This is a genomic window from Marinospirillum minutulum DSM 6287, assembly GCF_000422325.1.
GTDB lineage: Bacteria > Pseudomonadota > Gammaproteobacteria > Pseudomonadales > Halomonadaceae > Marinospirillum > Marinospirillum minutulum.
In genome coordinates this window covers 233820-250105 of the sequence record NZ_AULO01000010.1, presented here as the reverse complement: position 1 = coordinate 250105, position 16286 = coordinate 233820, and the positions used below count along the sequence as shown (strand labels likewise).

The following is a 16286-nucleotide window of genomic DNA, read 5'->3' as shown; positions in this document are numbered from 1 at the left end:
AATAACCTAATGTTGCATTCTGTCATTACTGAGCATATCGCAAAGGTTCGCCAACAGGTAGAGCAAGCTTGTCATAAATTTGGTCGTAACCCCTCGGAGGTCAAAGTTTTAGCGGTGAGTAAAACTCAGCCTGCTGAAGCAATAAGGGTTGCGGCAGCAACAGGCCAGCAAGCCTTTGGTGAAAACTACTTACAAGAAGCTTTGCAAAAACAACAAGAGCTAGCAGATTTACCCGAACTAGAGTGGCACTTTATTGGGGCTGTTCAGTCCAATAAAACACGAGAAATAGCGGAGAACTTTGCTTGGCTACATACCCTAGCTAGGCAAAAAATAGCCCAACGGCTAAATGACCAGCGGCCAGCTAAGTTGCCTAAGTTAAAGGTGCTTATTCAAGTAAATATTAGTAATGAAGCCAGCAAGGCTGGAATACTGCCTTCTGAAGTCTTAGGTTTTGCCAAGCAACTACTTGAGCTGCCCCGTTTGGAAGTATGCGGTTTAATGTGTATACCTAAAGTCAGCGAAGATTTTACCCAGCAGCGCCAAGCTTTTGCCCAGTTGGCTGATTTACAAGCCCAACTAATGCAAGCCTTACCCGAATTAAACTTAACCACCTTGTCTATGGGTATGAGTGGTGATTTAGAGGCGGCAATAGCAGAAGGTAGTACTCTCGTTAGAATTGGCACAGCAATTTTCGGTGCTCGTGAGCCTAAGGTTTAAGTGATAGGAAAATAAGATGAAGCAGTTAAACACTAAAGATCAACCCCGAGTCGCTTTTATAGGTGCGGGTAATATGGGTGGTGCCATTCTACGTGGCCTAATAAAACAAGGTTTTCCCGCAGCCTCTTTAATGGCTACGAGTCGAGATTTAGAAAGCTTAGAGTTGTTAGCAAAAGAAACCGGCATAACCATTACGACGGATAACCAACAAGCAGCTGCTTGGGCAGATATGCTGGTTTTAGGTGTTAAGCCTCAAGTCATGCAGGAGGTGTGCTTGTCCTTGGTAGAGGTGGTGCAAGAAAAAAAGCCTCTAATCTTAAGCATAGCTGCGGGGTTAACTAGCGATCTTCTACTTGGTTGGCTGGGTGGCAACCTGCCTCTGGTACGTTCTATGCCAAACACGCCTTCGCTTTTAGGTGCTGGGGTTGCAGGGCTTTATGCTACGGCTAGGGTGAATGAACAGCAGCGTGCTTGGGTTGAACAAATTACGCAAGCGGTTGGTCAAGCTTATTGGGTGGAAGAAGAACAGCAGTTAGATGCAGTGACAGCCATTTCTGGTTCAGGCCCTGCCTATTACTTTTTATTTACCGAGGCCTTGGCAGTGGCGGGAGAAAAATTAGGTTTGAGTTCTGAGCTGGCTTTAGAGTTAGCCAAGGCAACCGCGGCAGGGGCTGGTAAAATGCTGGTTGAATCAGAAGACTTGCCAGCTGAACTAAGGCGTAAGGTTACTTCACCCGGTGGAACAACAGAGCAGGCACTAAAAACATTTATTGAGCAGGGGTTGCCTAAGTTAGTAGAAAGCGCAGCACAGGCAGCAGCAAATCGAGCGGCAGAATTAGCAGAAGAACTAAAAGGCTGCTAGGTTCAGGGCGCATAACGTAGAATAGTAAAAGAAAACAATTATTGAGCTAAGTTAGCGGAGTATTAATATGGGAATGGGCGCAGGTTTGGCTTCTTTTGTTCAGCTGTTATTCAGCATGGCTACTTTTATAGTGGTGCTAAGGTTTTTACTGCATTTAAGTAAAGCAGATTATTTCAACCCTATTACTCAGGGCGTAGTAAAAGCAACGAATCCAGTTATTTTACCGCTTCAAGCAATAATTAAACCGCAAGGGCGATTAGATTTAGCCAGCCTACTTTTTGCCCTAGCAATAAAAGCCTTAGGTATAGCGCTAGCCCTTTATTTAACTGGTTTGTTAGCAGGAGCAGGCATTGGCAATATTCTTATTGGCAGTGTTGCTGGAGTAGTAAAAACCATTTTAGATTTGTACTTCTTTATGTTAATAATTTCTATTGTACTTAGCTGGGTTGCACCTCAGGCAAACCACCCAGGTGCAGTATTGGTTTATCAATTAACCGAGCCAGTCATGGCGCCGGTTAGAAGAATTATTCCCAGCTTAGGTGGTTTAGATTTATCGCCAATCTTTGTGTTTTTAGGTATTAACCTACTTTCTAGCTTGCTTGTTGGCACTCTAGCCCAGTTAGCTGGTCTGCCAGTAGCCAGATTTATTGGTTTTTAGGCTATGGCTAACAGTCACTTGCAACCTGCCGAGCAGCATCAGTTACAAGCTAGCTTAACTGTTAGCCAACTGAATGCACGTGCACGTCAGCTACTAGAGCGAAACCTAGCTCAGGTGTGGGTTGAAGGTGAGGTATCTAATTTCACTGCCTCCAGCGCAGGACATTGGTATTTTATTTTAAAAGATGAGCAGGCTCAGCTACCTTGTGTGATGTTTGCTGGGCGCAATGCTTTAACGCCTCGTCGCCCTAACAATGGCGACCGTTTATTATTAAAAGGTAGTCTTAGTCTTTATGAGGGTCGAGGTCAGTATCAGCTTTTGGCTGAAGCCCTACGCTTTAGTGGTGAGGGCGATCTACTTGCTCGTTTAGAGGCCTTAAAAAAGAAGTTGGCTGAAGAAGGCTTGTTTGCCCCTGAGCATAAACGTGCTCTGCCTAAAATGCCTTTAACTCTGGGTGTTATTTCTTCTTTGCAAGGGGCTGCTTTACAAGATGTTTTGCAAGTATTACAGCGCCGCTGGCCTTTAGCGCAGGTGTTGGTTTATCCCGCTCAAGTGCAGGGTGTAGAAGCGCCAGCTAGCTTGCGTAGAGCGCTTGCTTTAGCTCAGTATCATGGTCAACCAGAAGTCATCCTCCTAACAAGGGGGGGTGGAAGTTTAGAAGACTTGCAGGCATTTAATGATGAAACGCTGGCGCGTATGGTGGCTGCTTCAGCTATGCCTGTTATTACAGGCGTTGGTCATGAGACCGATTTCACCCTAGTAGATTTTGTTGCTGACCAGCGTGCAGCTACTCCTTCTGTTGCAGCAGAAACAGCCAGTCCTGATGCGGCTAGTCTTTTACAGCAGCTTGAGCGTTTAAGGCAAAATTTAAACCTTGCTATGACAAGCTATTTACGTGGCCTACAACAGCGTTTAGATCATTTGTCGCTTAAAGCTGAAGCACCTTTGCGCCTAGGGCAGCAAAAACAACAAGCCTTACACTACCTAGCCAAGCGTTTGGCTAGCCAACACCCACAACAGCGTTTGCAACGTACACAAAACCAGCTACATCAGCTTACTAACCGCTTAGCGACAGCAACACCCGCTAAGCAAATAAAAGAGCAGCAACAGCGTTTAGTACAGCTAAGCAGACGTTTACAAACCAGCTTAAATAATCAGCAAGAAATAAGGCATTTAAAGCTAAGGCAAGCTGTTAGCCGCTTGCACAGTCTAAGCCCATTAAATACTTTAAATAGAGGTTATGCTTTAGCTCAAACACAGGCTAACCAGTTAATAAGAACAGCGAGTCAGGTAGCGGTGGGTGATCTTATTACCCTTAGGCTAGCGGAAGGGGCGCTAGAGTGTCGAGTGGAACAAACTCTGCCCAAAGCAGTAAGAAATTAAGGAGTGGTTATGCGTTTCGGTTGGTTAAGTCTCACTTTATGTTTGGTGCTAGTTAGCTCCCTTGTTCAAGCAGCTACCTGGCCAAGAGAGGAGCGCGTGCCTGGCGGTATAGCGATTATTAAAATACCCCAGCAGAGTGAAGCACCACCTCAGGTATTTTTTAACAAGCAGCGTGTTTATACCGTTAAAAAAAATAACCAGTGGTACGCTTGGGTGGGTATCCCTTTAAATCAAAAAACTGGTAAGGCACAAGTTTATTGGCGTACGCGTGATGGTGATTTACCCCTGCCTTTTCAGGTAAAGCATAAAGATTACCCTGTTCAAGAACTCAAGGTAGCACCCAAGCATGTGAATTTGTCTTCAGAAGACTTAGCTAGGGTTAGAAAAGAAACGCCAGAGCTAAGGGGTGCAATGAATAATTTTCGACCCATAGTTTTGCCCTTGCCTAACTTGGTTCAACCCACAGAAGGTAGAAAATCTAGTTCGTTTGGGTTTCGTCGTGTATTTAATGGTGAGTCAAGAAACCCGCACAGTGGTTTAGATATAGCCGCACCTCAAGGAACGCCCATAAAAGCAGCCTTGCCAGGACGTATTACCGCAAAAAACAACTATTTCTTTAATGGCAATACTTTGGTTATAGATCACGGACAAGGATTAACTAGCTTATACTGCCACATGAGTCGTTTTGCTGACTTAAAAGTAGGAGATGAGGTAGAGGCAGGGCAGCTGATAGGTGAAGTAGGAACAACGGGTCGCTCTACTGGCCCCCATTTACATTGGACCATGAGCTTAAATGCTGCACGTGTTAACCCTTCCTTATTTTTAAAAGAAGCCAACAATTAAACTTTAGCTAGTTAGGTGGGCGGTATGTTAAGAAGGTTTACCCTACCATTAGTGCTACTTTTTCTTGCCTATGTGCTTTGGGTTGGCTCAGAGTTTATGGAGCTGGCGCTAGGTGTAGCCTTCTTTATTTTTGGTATGATCTGCTTAGAAGATGGCTTTAAAACCTTTGCAGGTGGTGCCCTAGAAACCCTTTTACAAAATTCAACTAACCGCCTTTGGAAAAGTCTTCTGCTAGGTTTTACCAGTACTACACTCATGCAATCTAGCACCCTTGTCTCCTTAATCACCATTTCCTTTGTTAGTTCAGAAATGATTGCCCTCGCTGGGGGTATAGGCATTATTTTAGGTGCCAATATAGGAACCAGTACGGGCGCTTGGTTGATTGCAGGCTTGGGTTTAAAAGTTGATATAGCTAGCTATGCCATGCCTATGTTGGTTTTTGGTGTGCTGTTATTAATGCAAAAAAGCAAAATTATTAAAGGGGTGGGCAACCTAGTTTTAGGTGTGGGTTTTTTGTTTTTTGGTATTCATTTTATGAAGGAAGGTTTTACAGCTTTCCAACTAGGTTTTGATCTTTCTACATACAGTATGACAGGTGTTTATGGTGTTTTGCTTTTTACCTTAATAGGTACGCTAATTACTTTTGTAATGCAATCTAGCCATGCCACCTTATTAATTGTTATTGCTGCTTTAGCTGTAGGTCAGGTTAGTTATGAGAATGCTTTAGCACTTTCTATTGGTGCCAGTTTAGGTAGCGCTATTAGCGCTGTTATAGCTGGCTTTGCGGCTAACCTGGGTGGTAAAAGATTAGCAGCCGCTCAGGTGTTGTTTAGTTTGGTTACTACCCTGCTGGCTATGCTGCTAATTAATCCTTTAATGCAGCTAGTTGATTGGATGTCTAGCTGCCTTGGTATAGGTGCAGAAGACTATTTATTGAAACTGGCGCTTTTTCAAACCCTTTTCAGAGTTTTGGGTGCAGTGGTGTTTATGCCTTTTATTAGTCAGGTAGAAAGCTTTTTAATAAAAGTCATACGCTTTGTGCCTAAGAGTATTGAGCAGCCTATTTATATTTATCCAGAAGTTTTAGAAACGCCTTCTACCGTGGTGGCTGCTGTTCGTAAAGAAGTGCAGCATTTGTTTGATAATGCTTTTGGTTTGCTGGCTAGTGGTTTAAGCCTTAAGCGTAGCACCCTAGAATCAGAAGAGTCTTTATCTGCAGCGGTAAAAGCAACAAGACGGATTTTTCCAATTGATGTAGAAAATGCCTACGAAGAAAAAATAAAAAGTTTACATAGCGAGATTATTGCTTTTATTAGTGAAGCGCAAATGCGTGAATCAACTCGTGCTGCAACGGAAGAGCTGTATGTATTACGCCAAGCAAGCCGAGATATAGTTAGTGCTGTAAAAGGAATGAAACATTTACATAATAACCTGTCACGCTATGGGCTATCTGCCAATTTAGCGGTAAGAGATAGGTATGACCAAATTCGCCTACAGTTGGCAAGGCTATTAAGAGAGCTGCAAGTTTTATTAGCCGAAGAGCCTACTAGTACAACGGCATTAGCACTCGATTCACTTAGGTTATCGGTTCAAAAAGCCAGTCGTACTATGACAGATGAGCTAGATGAGATGATTCGTTATCGCCGCTTAACCGCCAATATTGCTACCTCTATTATGAATGATGAAAATTACGTAACGGATATAGCCAATAATTTGATTTCAGCAGTCCATGCTCTGTTAACTAAAGAAGCGCAAGAGACGGCTGAGTCTTTTAATTTAGACGATGTAGAAATTCAGCAACTCATAGATAAAGAAGCAGGTTTACCTCTTTAGAATCCTAAAGCTAATTTAAGGCATGAATAGTCTTGAGGCAAAAAAATGAAAGCAAAAAAACTCCTAGCCTTGCTTAGTCAGTTTTTAGATGCTGATAGTAAAACTCAGCAGGAAGAGATCAAGTCAATTCGTACTGTACTAAAAGAACTAAAAAATAAAGAGCGTGATTTGCGTGCTAAGCTGGCTGATAAAATTGACACTGATCCTGAAGATGCAGAAGCGCTTCAGCTTAAGCTGGATGTTATTTATGCACAGCGTCGCAAAGGTGTGATGAAGGTACATGCACTAAAGCGCCATTTACAGACAAGTGAAAACACAGAAACCAAAAGCGATTAAAACGCTAACAAGGAAAAGAAATGCCTGGTTCATTTGATATAAGAAGCCCGGGGTTAGCTTGGTTATTAGGGCTAGCTGCAGTTATTGTAATCTTAGCGGGCTTAAAAGCTGCGGAAGCCATAGTAATTCCAGTGATGCTAGCGCTTTTTATTGGAATTATTTGTACACCCCCGCTGCACTTTTTAACCCGCCTAAAAGTACCACCTATTTTAGCTATTTTAATTATTGTTAGTTTTTTAGTGGTGTTTGGTGGTTTGTTAGGCATGGTGGTTACTACAGCTATTGATAGCTTTATTACTCGTTTACCTGATTATCAGCAGCGCTTAGAAGCGGAAATGATCGGGCTATTACCAGCTTTAGAACGGTTTGGTGCCCCCGTTTCTAGTAAACAACTACTAACGCATTTTAATCCATCACAAGTAATGGATTGGGTTGCCAAGGCATTAACTAACCTAGGCGCTTTATTAACCAACCTATTTTTAATTATTTTTATTGTGGTTTTTTTGCTTTTAGAAGAGGCTAGCTTTCCTTTGAAACTACGCCAAGCGCTACCTAATGCAGATAAGTCACTGCGTAATGCCAGTCAGTTTGTTGTGCAGGTTAATAAGTACTTGGTTATTAAATCAACCGTTAGCCTTGTTACTGGTAGCTTAATAGCTCTATGGGTTTGGTTTTTAGGATTAGATTTTCCACTCTTGTGGGGTCTGATAGCCATGCTAATGAATTTTATACCTAATGTGGGCTCTATTTTAGCCGCCATCCCCGCTATTTTATTAGCCATAGTGCAGCTAGGTTTTCCTCAAGCAGGTTTGATTGCTAGTGGTTATGTGGCAGTTAACTTGGTTATGGGTAATTTGGTTGAACCTCGCTTTATGGGCAAGGGCTTAGGTCTGTCGCCTTTGGTGGTGTTTTTATCATTGATTCTATGGGGCTGGTTATTTGGTGCGGCCGGTATGTTTCTTTCAATACCACTTACCATGATAGCCAAAATTGCTTTAGAACAATCCTCTTCAACCCAGTGGGTAGCAGTTATGCTGGGTAATGGTGTTGCTGATGTAGAAGACCCTAGCCAAGATGAGGGTGTCGATGCTTCGCTAGAACAGAAATAATTCATTAAAAAAAGCTGGTAGCAGAAAATAACTTCTGCTATCTTTGCGCATTAATTGTTATGTTATAACATTTGGTGTCTGCAATGAAGTTTTTCGATTTCTCTCTTTTACAGCTAGGCGTTGTTACTCGCCTTTTAGCAATTATGCCGCTAGTCGCTCTTTTATGGCTACTTACCCGCTGGGCTATGAGTTAATGCTGTTATGACAAACAACCCAGCCCAAGCTTTAATACAATTCAATAACCTAACGCTAGGTTATGAAATGCACCCAGCCGTACACCATTTGCATGGCCAGATTTTAACCGGTGACTTGCTGGCAGTGGTCGGCCCTAACGGGGGTGGAAAATCTACCCTTTTAAAAGGCTTAATGGAAGAAATTCGGCCTTTAGGTGGCACTATTAGCTGGCCACTAGGTCGCTCGCAGCTTGCCTATTTACCCCAGCGTGCTCGCTTAGATTTAGATTTTCCTTTACGAGTAGCCGATTTTGTAAGCCTAGGTCATTGGCCTAGGCGCGGTGCTTTTGCTGCAATTAAAAGTACAGATAAGCAGGCAGTAGAGCAGGCATTAAAAGCAGTGGGCTTAACAGGCTTTGGTAAACGTTCGTTAGACTCTCTTTCAGGTGGGCAATTACAAAGGGTACTTTTTGCACGGTTATTATTAGAAGATGCCCCTTTAATTCTTTTAGATGAACCTTTTGCCGCTGTAGATGAAGCGACCACCGAAGATTTGCTTGCATTAATTAAGCAGTGGCAAGCTGAAGGAAGAACCGTTATTGCGGTTTTGCATGATTTACACCAAGTACGAACCCACTTCCCTAAGTGTTTATTATTAGCCCGTGATGTTTTAGGCATGGGTGTCACAGAAACAGTATTAACAGCTGAAAACCTTGCTAAAGCCCGCAAAATGCAGGTGTTGGCCGATCCTTTAGCACCTATTTGTGACCTAGATGAAGTTGAGGTGCAGGGATGATTGATTGGGTTTATCAGGCTTTATTTGCACCTTTTATAGATTTTGGCTTTATGCGCCGGGCCCTGGTGGGTTGTATAGCGTTAAGTATTAGTGCCACGCCTGTGGGTGTTTTTTTAATGCTAAGGCGTATGAGTTTAACTGGCGATGCTATCGCTCACGCCATTCTGCCGGGCGCTGCCTTGGGCTATATGGTGGCGGGTTTGTCGTTAGGCGCTATGACCTTGGGCGGTTTAATTGCGGGTTGGGTAGTGGCTTTGTTGTCGGGTGGTTTGGCACGCATTACGGTGCTTAAAGAAGATGCTAATTTAGCGGTTTTTTATCTGCTCTCATTAGCCTTAGGTGTGCTGTTGGTTTCTACGCAAAGCCGCAATATTGATTTATTGCATTTGTTGTTTGGTAGCGTGCTGGCGCTAGATAACGAAGCCCTAATACTTTTAGCAGGCATAGCCACCATTACGTTAATTTTGTTGGCAGTGTTTTTGCGGCCTTTAATTTTAGAATGCCTAGACCCTGATTTTCTGCGTCGTCATAGCAAGGTGGGTACAACCACCCACTTAGTTTTTTTAGCCTTAGTAGTGCTTAACCTAGTGGCGGGTTTTCAGGCCTTAGGCACACTTATGGCGGTGGGTATTATGATTCTGCCAGCAACAGCGGCACGTTTTTGGGCAAGGCAGTTAGACCAACTCTTGTTAGTAGCTTTGGGCTTGGCCTTGCTAGGTTGCTGGCTAGGTTTGCTTATGTCTTGGCATTTAGACTTACCCACAGGCCCAGCCATTATTTTAGTGCTGGGTAGTTTGCATATCTTTTCACTTTTTGCAGGCCGCGATGGATTGCTAAAACGCTGGCTGCATCCTAATAAACACCTTAAATCTTAATTTGGAGTGATTAAAATGGCGTTGATGGTTAAAAACATGAGTAAAAAAATGGGCAGGCTGTTTTTTGTACTTTTACTGGGCTTAGGTGTATCTCTGCTTCAAGTTAAAGAGCTTCAGGCTAAAGAAAAGCTATTAGTTGTCACCAGCTTCAGTATTTTACAAGATATGACTCAGCAGCTAGTAGGTGATCGTGCCGAAGTTGTAACGCTAGTTGGTATTAATGAAGACTCGCATACCTACCAGCCTAAGCCTTCCGATTCACGCAAATTAGCTAAGGCTGACTTAGTGATAGAAAATGGTTTGGAGTTTGAAGGCTGGATGAACCGCTTGGTTGCAGCTAGTGAATATAAAGGTTTAAGAGTAATTGCTGCACAAGGGGTTGCAGCAATTAGCATGTTGGGAGAGGACGACCACGATCATGACCATGACCATGACCATGCTAAAAATGAACATCAGCATGGTGAGTATGATCCTCATGCTTGGCAAAGTTTAGTGGCTGCTCAACAGTATGTACGTAATATTCGTGATGGCTTAATTCAAGTTGACCCGCAAGGTCAGGCTTATTATGAGGCGCAAGCCGCAGCTTATATTCAACGTTTACAAGCCTTGCATAAATCTATGAAGTCGCGCTTTGATCGCTTGCCGGTAAGTCAGCGCAAGGTTATGACACCCCATGCTGCCTTTGGCTACTTAGCTTCTGCTTATGGGCTAACGTTTGTTTCACCGCAAGGCGTTAGTACCACTTCAGAACCTTCTGCTTCAGAAATGGCTCACCTAGTAGAACAAATTCGTGAGCAACGGGTAGCGGCTATTTTTATGGAGAATACTGGCGACCCACGTTTAGTCGAGCAGTTAAAACGTGAAACAAAAGCCAAGCTAGGCGGTACACTTTATTCCGACGCCTTATCTGAAGCGTCTGGCCCAGCTGCAAGCTACTTAGAAATGATGCAGCACAATTTGGAGACGCTTCTAACCACGTTAGAATAGAAGTATTTAATTAGATAAGGACAGGCTAATGCGTAGGTATCGAATGCTAAAGGGTGTTTTGCTTATCCTTTTGCTCTTGTTAATTACAGCAACCAAAGTTAATGCTCATCCGCATGTATGGATAGACCTACGCATTAAGCCAGTTATGAATGAGCAGAGTGCGCTCTTGGGATTAGAGCAAGCTTGGCGTTTTGACCCTTTTTATAGTTTGGTGTTAATCGAAGAACTAGAAAAGGGCGGGATAGCTGCTGAATTAGAAGAACGCTATGACCAGTTAGCTTGGGAGATAGTAAAAAACTTAAATAGCGTTAACTTTTTTACTCAGGGGTATTTTTTACAAGCAGCGAGTCAATGGGGGCAGGTAACGGAAGCAACACTTTTAAGAAGAGGCCAGCGCTTAGAGCTGAGGTTTTACTTGCCTTTAGCGCAACCCTTACTATTAAAAGATAGCTCATTTAACTACCAAATTTATGACCCCACTTATTACATTGAAATGCTACATGCCACTGAGGCAGGGTTAGATAAAACGGGGCTAACAGCTGGTTGCCAGCTAGAACTAAAAGCACCTACGCCCTCGTCTAATTTAATTGAACAAGCCTTGGCTTTAGATAAAACGGAAACTTCAGAAGATCCTGAGTTAGGTAAGCATTTTGCTGAACAAGTAACCTTGGGTTGCCTAGAATGAAATACCTGCTAGCTACACTCCTTTTTTATACTTCCTTCTTAATTGCTTCACCCCTACCTGGTATTCCAGCAACTGAACCTAAGAATGAGCAACCGTCAGTGGTAGCTCAGCTTTCAACTGAATCAAGCCTAGTTAAAACTAGGGCTAGTCGATGGCAAGAATTTACTTTTTGGGTAATGCAAAAGCAGCGCGAATACCATCGTAGTCTTTCTGCTAAAATTGAAGCACTAAATGAACAGCAGACCTTACAAAATACTTGGTTATTATTATTGCTTAGCTTTTTATATGGTGTTTTTCACGCCGCAGGGCCTGGGCATGGCAAGGCAGTTTTAACCACTTATTTATTAACCCAACCAGAAAAGTTACGCCAAGGTGTGCAGCTTTCTTTTATGGCGGCAATGCTTCAGGGTATTACGGCCATTTTATTGGTGGCATTTTTAGTGCATGGCTTGGGCTGGCTGGCTAAGGAAGCCTTAGCCAGTGTGGTTTATATCGAAGCTGCTAGTTTTTTACTGGTTACTTTGCTGGGTTTGTTGCTAGTGCTTCGGGGGATAAAGCAGTTATTACCTGTTAAACCTAGTTTGCAATTTAAACCTTTAAAATCGGCAACTAGTGTTTCATCATCGCACGCTCCAGTGAGTTTACAGCTTTCATCTACTAGCTTAGCTTCTAGCGCTTGCAGTCATTGTGGTAAAGCACACCACGTAACGCCAGAACAACTTAGTGGAGGTAGCCGGTTACAAAACCTAAGCTTGGTCTTTTCTATCGGTTTGCGGCCTTGTTCAGGTGCAGTTTTGGTGTTGGTTGCTACCAATTTATTAGGGCTGTGGTGGGTAGGTGTATTGGCTACTTTAGCAATGGCTTTGGGAACTGCACTAACAGTAGCTTTTTTAGCCATTTTAGCAGTAAAGGCACGTTTGCTGGCAAAACGCTTAATTAAACTGCAAAGCAAGGCTTTAACTAGGCTTAGTGCTTTATTAGTGGTTTTGGGTGGGTGTTTTATTTTAATGTTAGGTGTTAGCCTGCTAGTGGAAAGCTTAGCTAGCAGTGGTACAAGAAGTCTTTTTTAGCTTGTGGATATCTCTGTGAATAAATGGGGATAAGTTTATTATGTAAATTTTGCAACTAAACTAATTGACTTGTATTAAACTTTCTCTTGATTGTTAAGCAAGTAAACGAGTGCTCCATTAGTATTCTTAAGAGTTACTTGCTTTTACTAGACCACCACCCAATTTTAGTCAGGAGTTAGATAATGTCTCACGAGCGGGAAGTTAAGCTCAGTGAAAGCGATATTATTGTTAGTAAAACTGACCCCAAAGGTCGAATTACCTATGCCAATAGACGCTTTATGCAAATAGCAGGCTATGCTGAGCCAGAGCTGTTAGGAAAACCACATAACTTGATTCGCCATAAAGACATGCCAAGAGGTGTGTTTCGTTTTTTGTGGCACACCTTACAACAAAAAGAAGAGTTTTTTGGTTACGTAAAGAACGCAACTTCTGATGGTGGCTTTTATTGGGTTTTTGCTAACATTACGCCTGATTACAAGACTGATTCTAGCCTAGCGGGTTATTTTTCTGTGCGTCGTCGACCTAACTATGCAGCGGTTAAGCAGGTAAATGAATGGTACAAAAAAATGTTGGTAATTGAGTCTAAAGAAACGGCTAGTCGTGCACCTGAAGCCTCTTTCTTATGGCTAAAAGAGCAAATAAAGCAACAGGGATGCAGCTATAATGAATTGCTTACACGGCTTGAAGGACTAGAGGAGTAGCCCATGTTTCGAGCAGCTAAAGGCCCTCATATCTCAAAAGGCATTCCCTTTTTAGGCAGTAAGTTTTTAATTGTTTGTGTTGTTTTTAACCTACTAACACTCATTACAGCCTTGGCAGCTTATTTTAGTTCTAGCTGGATTTGGGTTGTAATTCCATCAATACTTGCTTTGTTATTTACTATTTATGTCGCTCGTTATTCGCACAAGCCTTTAATGACCCTCTCACTTATTTATTCCGCTCTGCAAAAGGCAAGAGTAGGCGAAATGCATCATCGAATAACTCGCACAAGGGGGTTGGGTGAAGTAGGGCAGGTTAGCTGGGATTTAAATGACTTTTTAGACTTAATTGAAACCTACTTTAAGGAAGTAAACTCAGCTTTTGCTGCGGTGGCAGAAAAAAACTATTCACGCAAAGCTTTATCAAAAGGTTTGCCAGGTGAGTTTGCTCGATCCTTAGAAAGCGTTAATCAATCAATTGAAGCGATGCAGGCAAACGATGCTTTTACAGAACAAAACCGCTTAGGAACACAACTACATAAACTAAATACCCTTAATTTGCGTGAAAACTTAGAGTTGAGTCAGCAAGATTTAAAAGAAATTAGTGAGCTGATGAATGCTATAGCTCGATCTTCTGAAAAAAATGCTGAAAATGCTTTGATCAGCCAAGAAAGTGCAGTTAAGTTGGGTGGTTTGCTACAAAAAATTACTGCAAGCGTTATTTTGGTTGGTCGCACAGTAGAAGAGCTAAATGAACAAAGTGAAGCGGTTACGAGTTCCCTGCAAGCGATAACCGATATATCTGATCAAACTAGCTTGCTCGCTCTTAATGCTTCCATAGAGGCGGCACGAGCCGGTGAGCAAGGCCGAGGTTTTGCTGTTGTTGCTGATGAAGTTAAACAGCTTTCAAATAAAACAAAAGAAGCCGCTTTAAGCATTGGCTCTACCTTGCAAGGTTTTAACGAGCAGGTTGGAACTTCGCTTGAAGGCGCAAGAGAGAGTAAAGAATTAGCCGAGTTAATTATTAGTGAGGTTGAGGGTTTTCAGCAGCGTTTTGCCGAGGTGGCAGAAGATGCTAGTCAGACTTTACAGCAAGTGGAATACATTAAAGACTTAAGTTTTGCCTCCCTATTAAAAGTAGATCATGTCATTAATAAGCAGCGTGACTATGCCAACTTTAATCAGTCTGAAAGCTCGTCTAATCAAACTGAAGCACCCATTGCTAGTCGTTTACAAGATTGGCTAAATCAGTCAACAGCAACCAAGACTTCACAACTGAAGGGCTTTGATGAAGTTCGCAAAAACTATAGTTTAATGCAAAGTCAGCTTGCTGAGGCAGCAGTACTTTACCGTCAATCGAGTGCTGCTGAGCGCGAGAGGATAGTAGAAATGATGAGCAAGGCCGAAGTGCAGAGCAGGGCGTTACTCAAGGGGCTGAATCATTTAGTTCATCAGCGTTATAAAGAAACCAACAATTAAACTAAGGGTTGTTTTTGTTTTTTTAATCTAAGGCTGGTTTGCTCTTTGTCAGCAGGCCGGCCATAAAAATAACCTTGCAGATAGTCGCAGCCCTCTTGGCGTAGGTAATTTGCCTGCTCTATACTTTCCACCCCTTCAGCAACCACACTCATTTTTAAACCACGGCAGAGTGCTAAGGTTGATTCAATTATTGCTCTATCAGCTTCATTTTCTGGTAAACCTTTAACAAAAGCCCTATCAATTTTTAATTGATTAACTGGCAGGTGCTTTAAGTAAGCTAAAGAAGAGTAGCCTGTACCAAAATCATCAATTGCTAGACTAATCCCACTTTTAGAAAGCTCGTTTAGTTTTTCTAAGGTGGTTGGGTCTTGCTCCACAAACACACCTTCTGTTAACTCTAGCTCTAAGCAGCTTGGGTCTACTTGATAGTTAGCTAAAGCTTTAAGCACATTGCCTACAAAATGCTCACTTTGAAACTCAACAGGAGACACATTAACAGCTATACGGGGCGGTGCTATCCCTTCCTGCTGCCATTTAGCAAATTGCTTTAGGGCTTGTTGCAATATCCAGTGGCCAAGTGGTTCCATTAATCCGTGACGCTCAGCAAGTGGAATAAAATCATCGGGTGGAATGGTGCCCAAAGTAGGGTGTATCCAGCGTAACAATACCTCTAGCGCATGAGTTTTGCCTGTTGCTGCTGTAATAAGTGGCTGATAAAACAAACTAAGCTCATTTTTACTTAAAGCTTCACGAAGTCCCTGTAAGTAAGCTAAGGGGTTTTTTTCTGAGCGTAAATCTTCGGTAAAAAAGCGAGTTTGCCCGGCACCCTTGCTTTTGGCGGCATGAAGCGCTAACTCTGCTTCTTGTAAAACTGAGCTGGTAGTTAGGCTAGCATCATCCCAAATGGTAACGCCTATAGAGATATTGAACTCCATAAGACGACCTAAGATAGAAAAGGGTTTGCTGAGGCATTTTCTTAAGCTGCTTATTTCAGCCAGCTGTTCTGCTTCACTGCTGTTGATGACAGGTACGGCTAGAATAAACACATCAGCAGAATGGCGGGCAACCAAGCCTTGTGAGCAGCATTTTTGTAAGCGTTTAGCTATATTATTTAAAAGCTGATCACCGACACTAAAGCCGTAGCTAGAGTTAACCAGCTTGAAGTTGTTGATATCTACTAGCAATACACACCACTGCCTTTGGAGGCTAGGTAGGTTTTTGGTTAGTTTTCTTAAAAGATTGGCAGTGTTGGGTAGGCCTGTAAGGCGGTCATTTTCTGTTGCTTGTGCAAGACGCGCTTCTTGTCGGCGGTGCTCAGTAATATCACTAAAAATAGCAACAAAATGGGTAAGCTTGCCTTTATTATCTTTTACTGCTTTGCAAGTTAGCCACTCTAGGTAAACTTCACCATCTTTGCGACGGTTCCATATTTCTCCCTGCCAGATGCCTTTATTAATTAGTGCTTGCCAATACTCTTTGTAGAAGTCTTGGTCGTGATAGCCAGAGTTTAAGATACGTGGGTTTTCACCTAAAACTTCTTTTTCACTATAACCTGTAACCTGCGTAAAAGTACGGTTAACTGAAACTATGGTACCTGTGGCATCGGTAATGGTTACACCATCATGAGTGTGGTCAAAAACCTCACTCATAAGCCTTAAAGTCATTCTTTTTGATCGGTTGCGGTAGCTTTTAAACAGCTGACCAAGAAAAAAACCTAAGGCTAGTGATAGGGGTAGAAAAGTTAACAAGCTAGCAATTGAGATTGAAAGGCTGCTCATCGAG

At 42.6% G+C, this 16286-nt stretch carries 16 protein-coding genes; 15 read left to right on the top strand and 1 reads right to left on the bottom strand.

Annotated features, from left to right (window positions below):
* The first annotated feature begins 9 nt into the window (after positions 1-9).
* From H571_RS0104745 to H571_RS16170, 15 genes are all read left to right on the top strand, one after another.
* A complete protein-coding gene (locus H571_RS0104745) occupies positions 10-717 on the top strand; it encodes a YggS family pyridoxal phosphate-dependent enzyme (protein WP_027848308.1) in 708 nt (235 codons plus the stop codon).
* Between the two features lie 16 nt (positions 718-733).
* Complete coding sequence (gene proC, locus H571_RS0104740; protein WP_027848307.1) at positions 734-1579, top strand: pyrroline-5-carboxylate reductase; 846 nt, start codon at positions 734-736, stop codon at positions 1577-1579.
* Positions 1580-1646: 67 nt separating this feature from the next.
* Entirely contained in the window at positions 1647-2237 is a 591-nt protein-coding gene (locus H571_RS0104735) for a YggT family protein (RefSeq protein WP_027848306.1), read from the top strand.
* A 3-nt stretch (positions 2238-2240) separates the two neighbouring features.
* The gene (gene xseA / locus H571_RS0104730; protein ID WP_051168152.1) at positions 2241-3620 is read left to right on the top strand and encodes an exodeoxyribonuclease VII large subunit; all 1380 of its coding nucleotides are present in this window, start codon (positions 2241-2243) and stop codon (positions 3618-3620) included.
* A gap of 9 nt (positions 3621-3629) precedes the next feature.
* Entirely contained in the window at positions 3630-4463 is an 834-nt protein-coding gene (locus H571_RS0104725; RefSeq protein WP_027848304.1) for a peptidoglycan DD-metalloendopeptidase family protein, read from the top strand.
* Between the two features lie 24 nt (positions 4464-4487).
* On the top strand, positions 4488-6296 hold the full coding sequence (locus H571_RS0104720) for a Na/Pi cotransporter family protein (RefSeq protein ID WP_027848303.1): 1809 nt from the start codon (positions 4488-4490) through the stop codon (positions 6294-6296).
* 45 nt (positions 6297-6341) lie between these two features.
* On the top strand, positions 6342-6632 hold the full coding sequence (locus tag H571_RS14245; protein WP_051168151.1) for a hypothetical protein: 291 nt from the start codon (positions 6342-6344) through the stop codon (positions 6630-6632).
* Positions 6633-6652: 20 nt separating this feature from the next.
* Entirely contained in the window at positions 6653-7741 is a 1089-nt protein-coding gene (locus H571_RS14240; RefSeq protein ID WP_036217578.1) for an AI-2E family transporter, read from the top strand.
* A 201-nt stretch (positions 7742-7942) separates the two neighbouring features.
* A complete protein-coding gene (locus H571_RS0104700; protein WP_036217575.1) occupies positions 7943-8710 on the top strand; it encodes a metal ABC transporter ATP-binding protein in 768 nt (255 codons plus the stop codon).
* A complete protein-coding gene (locus H571_RS0104695; RefSeq protein ID WP_027848301.1) occupies positions 8707-9585 on the top strand; it encodes a metal ABC transporter permease in 879 nt (292 codons plus the stop codon). The genes H571_RS0104700 and H571_RS0104695 overlap by 4 nt, the downstream gene beginning before the upstream one ends.
* A 15-nt stretch (positions 9586-9600) precedes the next feature.
* Positions 9601-10572 (top strand): metal ABC transporter solute-binding protein, Zn/Mn family, encoded by a 972-nt coding sequence (locus H571_RS0104690; protein WP_211219756.1) that lies wholly within the window; start codon positions 9601-9603, stop codon positions 10570-10572.
* Between the two features lie 28 nt (positions 10573-10600).
* Entirely contained in the window at positions 10601-11257 is a 657-nt protein-coding gene (locus H571_RS14235) for a DUF1007 family protein (RefSeq protein ID WP_036217572.1), read from the top strand.
* The gene (locus H571_RS0104680) at positions 11254-12327 is read left to right on the top strand and encodes a nickel/cobalt transporter (protein ID WP_051168149.1); all 1074 of its coding nucleotides are present in this window, start codon (positions 11254-11256) and stop codon (positions 12325-12327) included. Before H571_RS14235 ends, H571_RS0104680 begins: the two co-directional genes overlap by 4 nt.
* Positions 12328-12509: 182 nt before the next feature.
* Positions 12510-13028: a PAS domain-containing protein gene (locus tag H571_RS0104675; protein ID WP_027848298.1), complete on the top strand. Its 519-nt coding sequence runs from the start codon at positions 12510-12512 to the stop codon at positions 13026-13028.
* Positions 13029-13031: 3 nt separating this feature from the next.
* Complete coding sequence (locus H571_RS16170) at positions 13032-14504, top strand: methyl-accepting chemotaxis protein (RefSeq protein ID WP_027848297.1); 1473 nt, start codon at positions 13032-13034, stop codon at positions 14502-14504.
* Here H571_RS16170 and H571_RS14230 read toward each other — a convergent pair.
* Positions 14501-16282 carry a putative bifunctional diguanylate cyclase/phosphodiesterase gene (locus tag H571_RS14230; RefSeq protein ID WP_051168148.1) on the bottom strand — a complete coding sequence of 594 codons (1782 nt, stop codon included), beginning with the start codon at positions 16280-16282 and terminating at the stop codon, positions 14501-14503. The two genes, H571_RS16170 and H571_RS14230, sit on opposite strands and share 4 nt — an antisense overlap.
* Positions 16283-16286 lie beyond the last annotated feature (4 nt).

What these genes read in the sequence shown, in the direction of transcription:
- H571_RS0104745 (WP_027848308.1), top strand. Translation starts at nt 10, where the DNA reads ATGTTGCATTCTGTCATTACTGAGCATATCGCAAAGGTTCGCCAACAG.
- proC (WP_027848307.1), top strand. Translation starts at nt 734, where the DNA reads ATGAAGCAGTTAAACACTAAAGATCAACCCCGAGTCGCTTTTATAGGT.
- H571_RS0104735 (WP_027848306.1), top strand. Translation starts at nt 1,647, where the DNA reads ATGGGAATGGGCGCAGGTTTGGCTTCTTTTGTTCAGCTGTTATTCAGC.
- xseA (WP_051168152.1), top strand. Translation starts at nt 2,241, where the DNA reads ATGGCTAACAGTCACTTGCAACCTGCCGAGCAGCATCAGTTACAAGCT.
- H571_RS0104725 (WP_027848304.1), top strand. Translation starts at nt 3,630, where the DNA reads ATGCGTTTCGGTTGGTTAAGTCTCACTTTATGTTTGGTGCTAGTTAGC.
- H571_RS0104720 (WP_027848303.1), top strand. Translation starts at nt 4,488, where the DNA reads ATGTTAAGAAGGTTTACCCTACCATTAGTGCTACTTTTTCTTGCCTAT.
- H571_RS14245 (WP_051168151.1), top strand. Translation starts at nt 6,342, where the DNA reads ATGAAAGCAAAAAAACTCCTAGCCTTGCTTAGTCAGTTTTTAGATGCT.
- H571_RS14240 (WP_036217578.1), top strand. Translation starts at nt 6,653, where the DNA reads ATGCCTGGTTCATTTGATATAAGAAGCCCGGGGTTAGCTTGGTTATTA.
- H571_RS0104700 (WP_036217575.1), top strand. Translation starts at nt 7,943, where the DNA reads ATGACAAACAACCCAGCCCAAGCTTTAATACAATTCAATAACCTAACG.
- H571_RS0104695 (WP_027848301.1), top strand. Translation starts at nt 8,707, where the DNA reads ATGATTGATTGGGTTTATCAGGCTTTATTTGCACCTTTTATAGATTTT.
- H571_RS0104690 (WP_211219756.1), top strand. Translation starts at nt 9,601, where the DNA reads ATGGCGTTGATGGTTAAAAACATGAGTAAAAAAATGGGCAGGCTGTTT.
- H571_RS14235 (WP_036217572.1), top strand. Translation starts at nt 10,601, where the DNA reads ATGCGTAGGTATCGAATGCTAAAGGGTGTTTTGCTTATCCTTTTGCTC.
- H571_RS0104680 (WP_051168149.1), top strand. Translation starts at nt 11,254, where the DNA reads ATGAAATACCTGCTAGCTACACTCCTTTTTTATACTTCCTTCTTAATT.
- H571_RS0104675 (WP_027848298.1), top strand. Translation starts at nt 12,510, where the DNA reads ATGTCTCACGAGCGGGAAGTTAAGCTCAGTGAAAGCGATATTATTGTT.
- H571_RS16170 (WP_027848297.1), top strand. Translation starts at nt 13,032, where the DNA reads ATGTTTCGAGCAGCTAAAGGCCCTCATATCTCAAAAGGCATTCCCTTT.
- H571_RS14230 (WP_051168148.1), bottom strand. Translation starts at nt 16,282, where the DNA reads ATGAGCAGCCTTTCAATCTCAATTGCTAGCTTGTTAACTTTTCTACCC.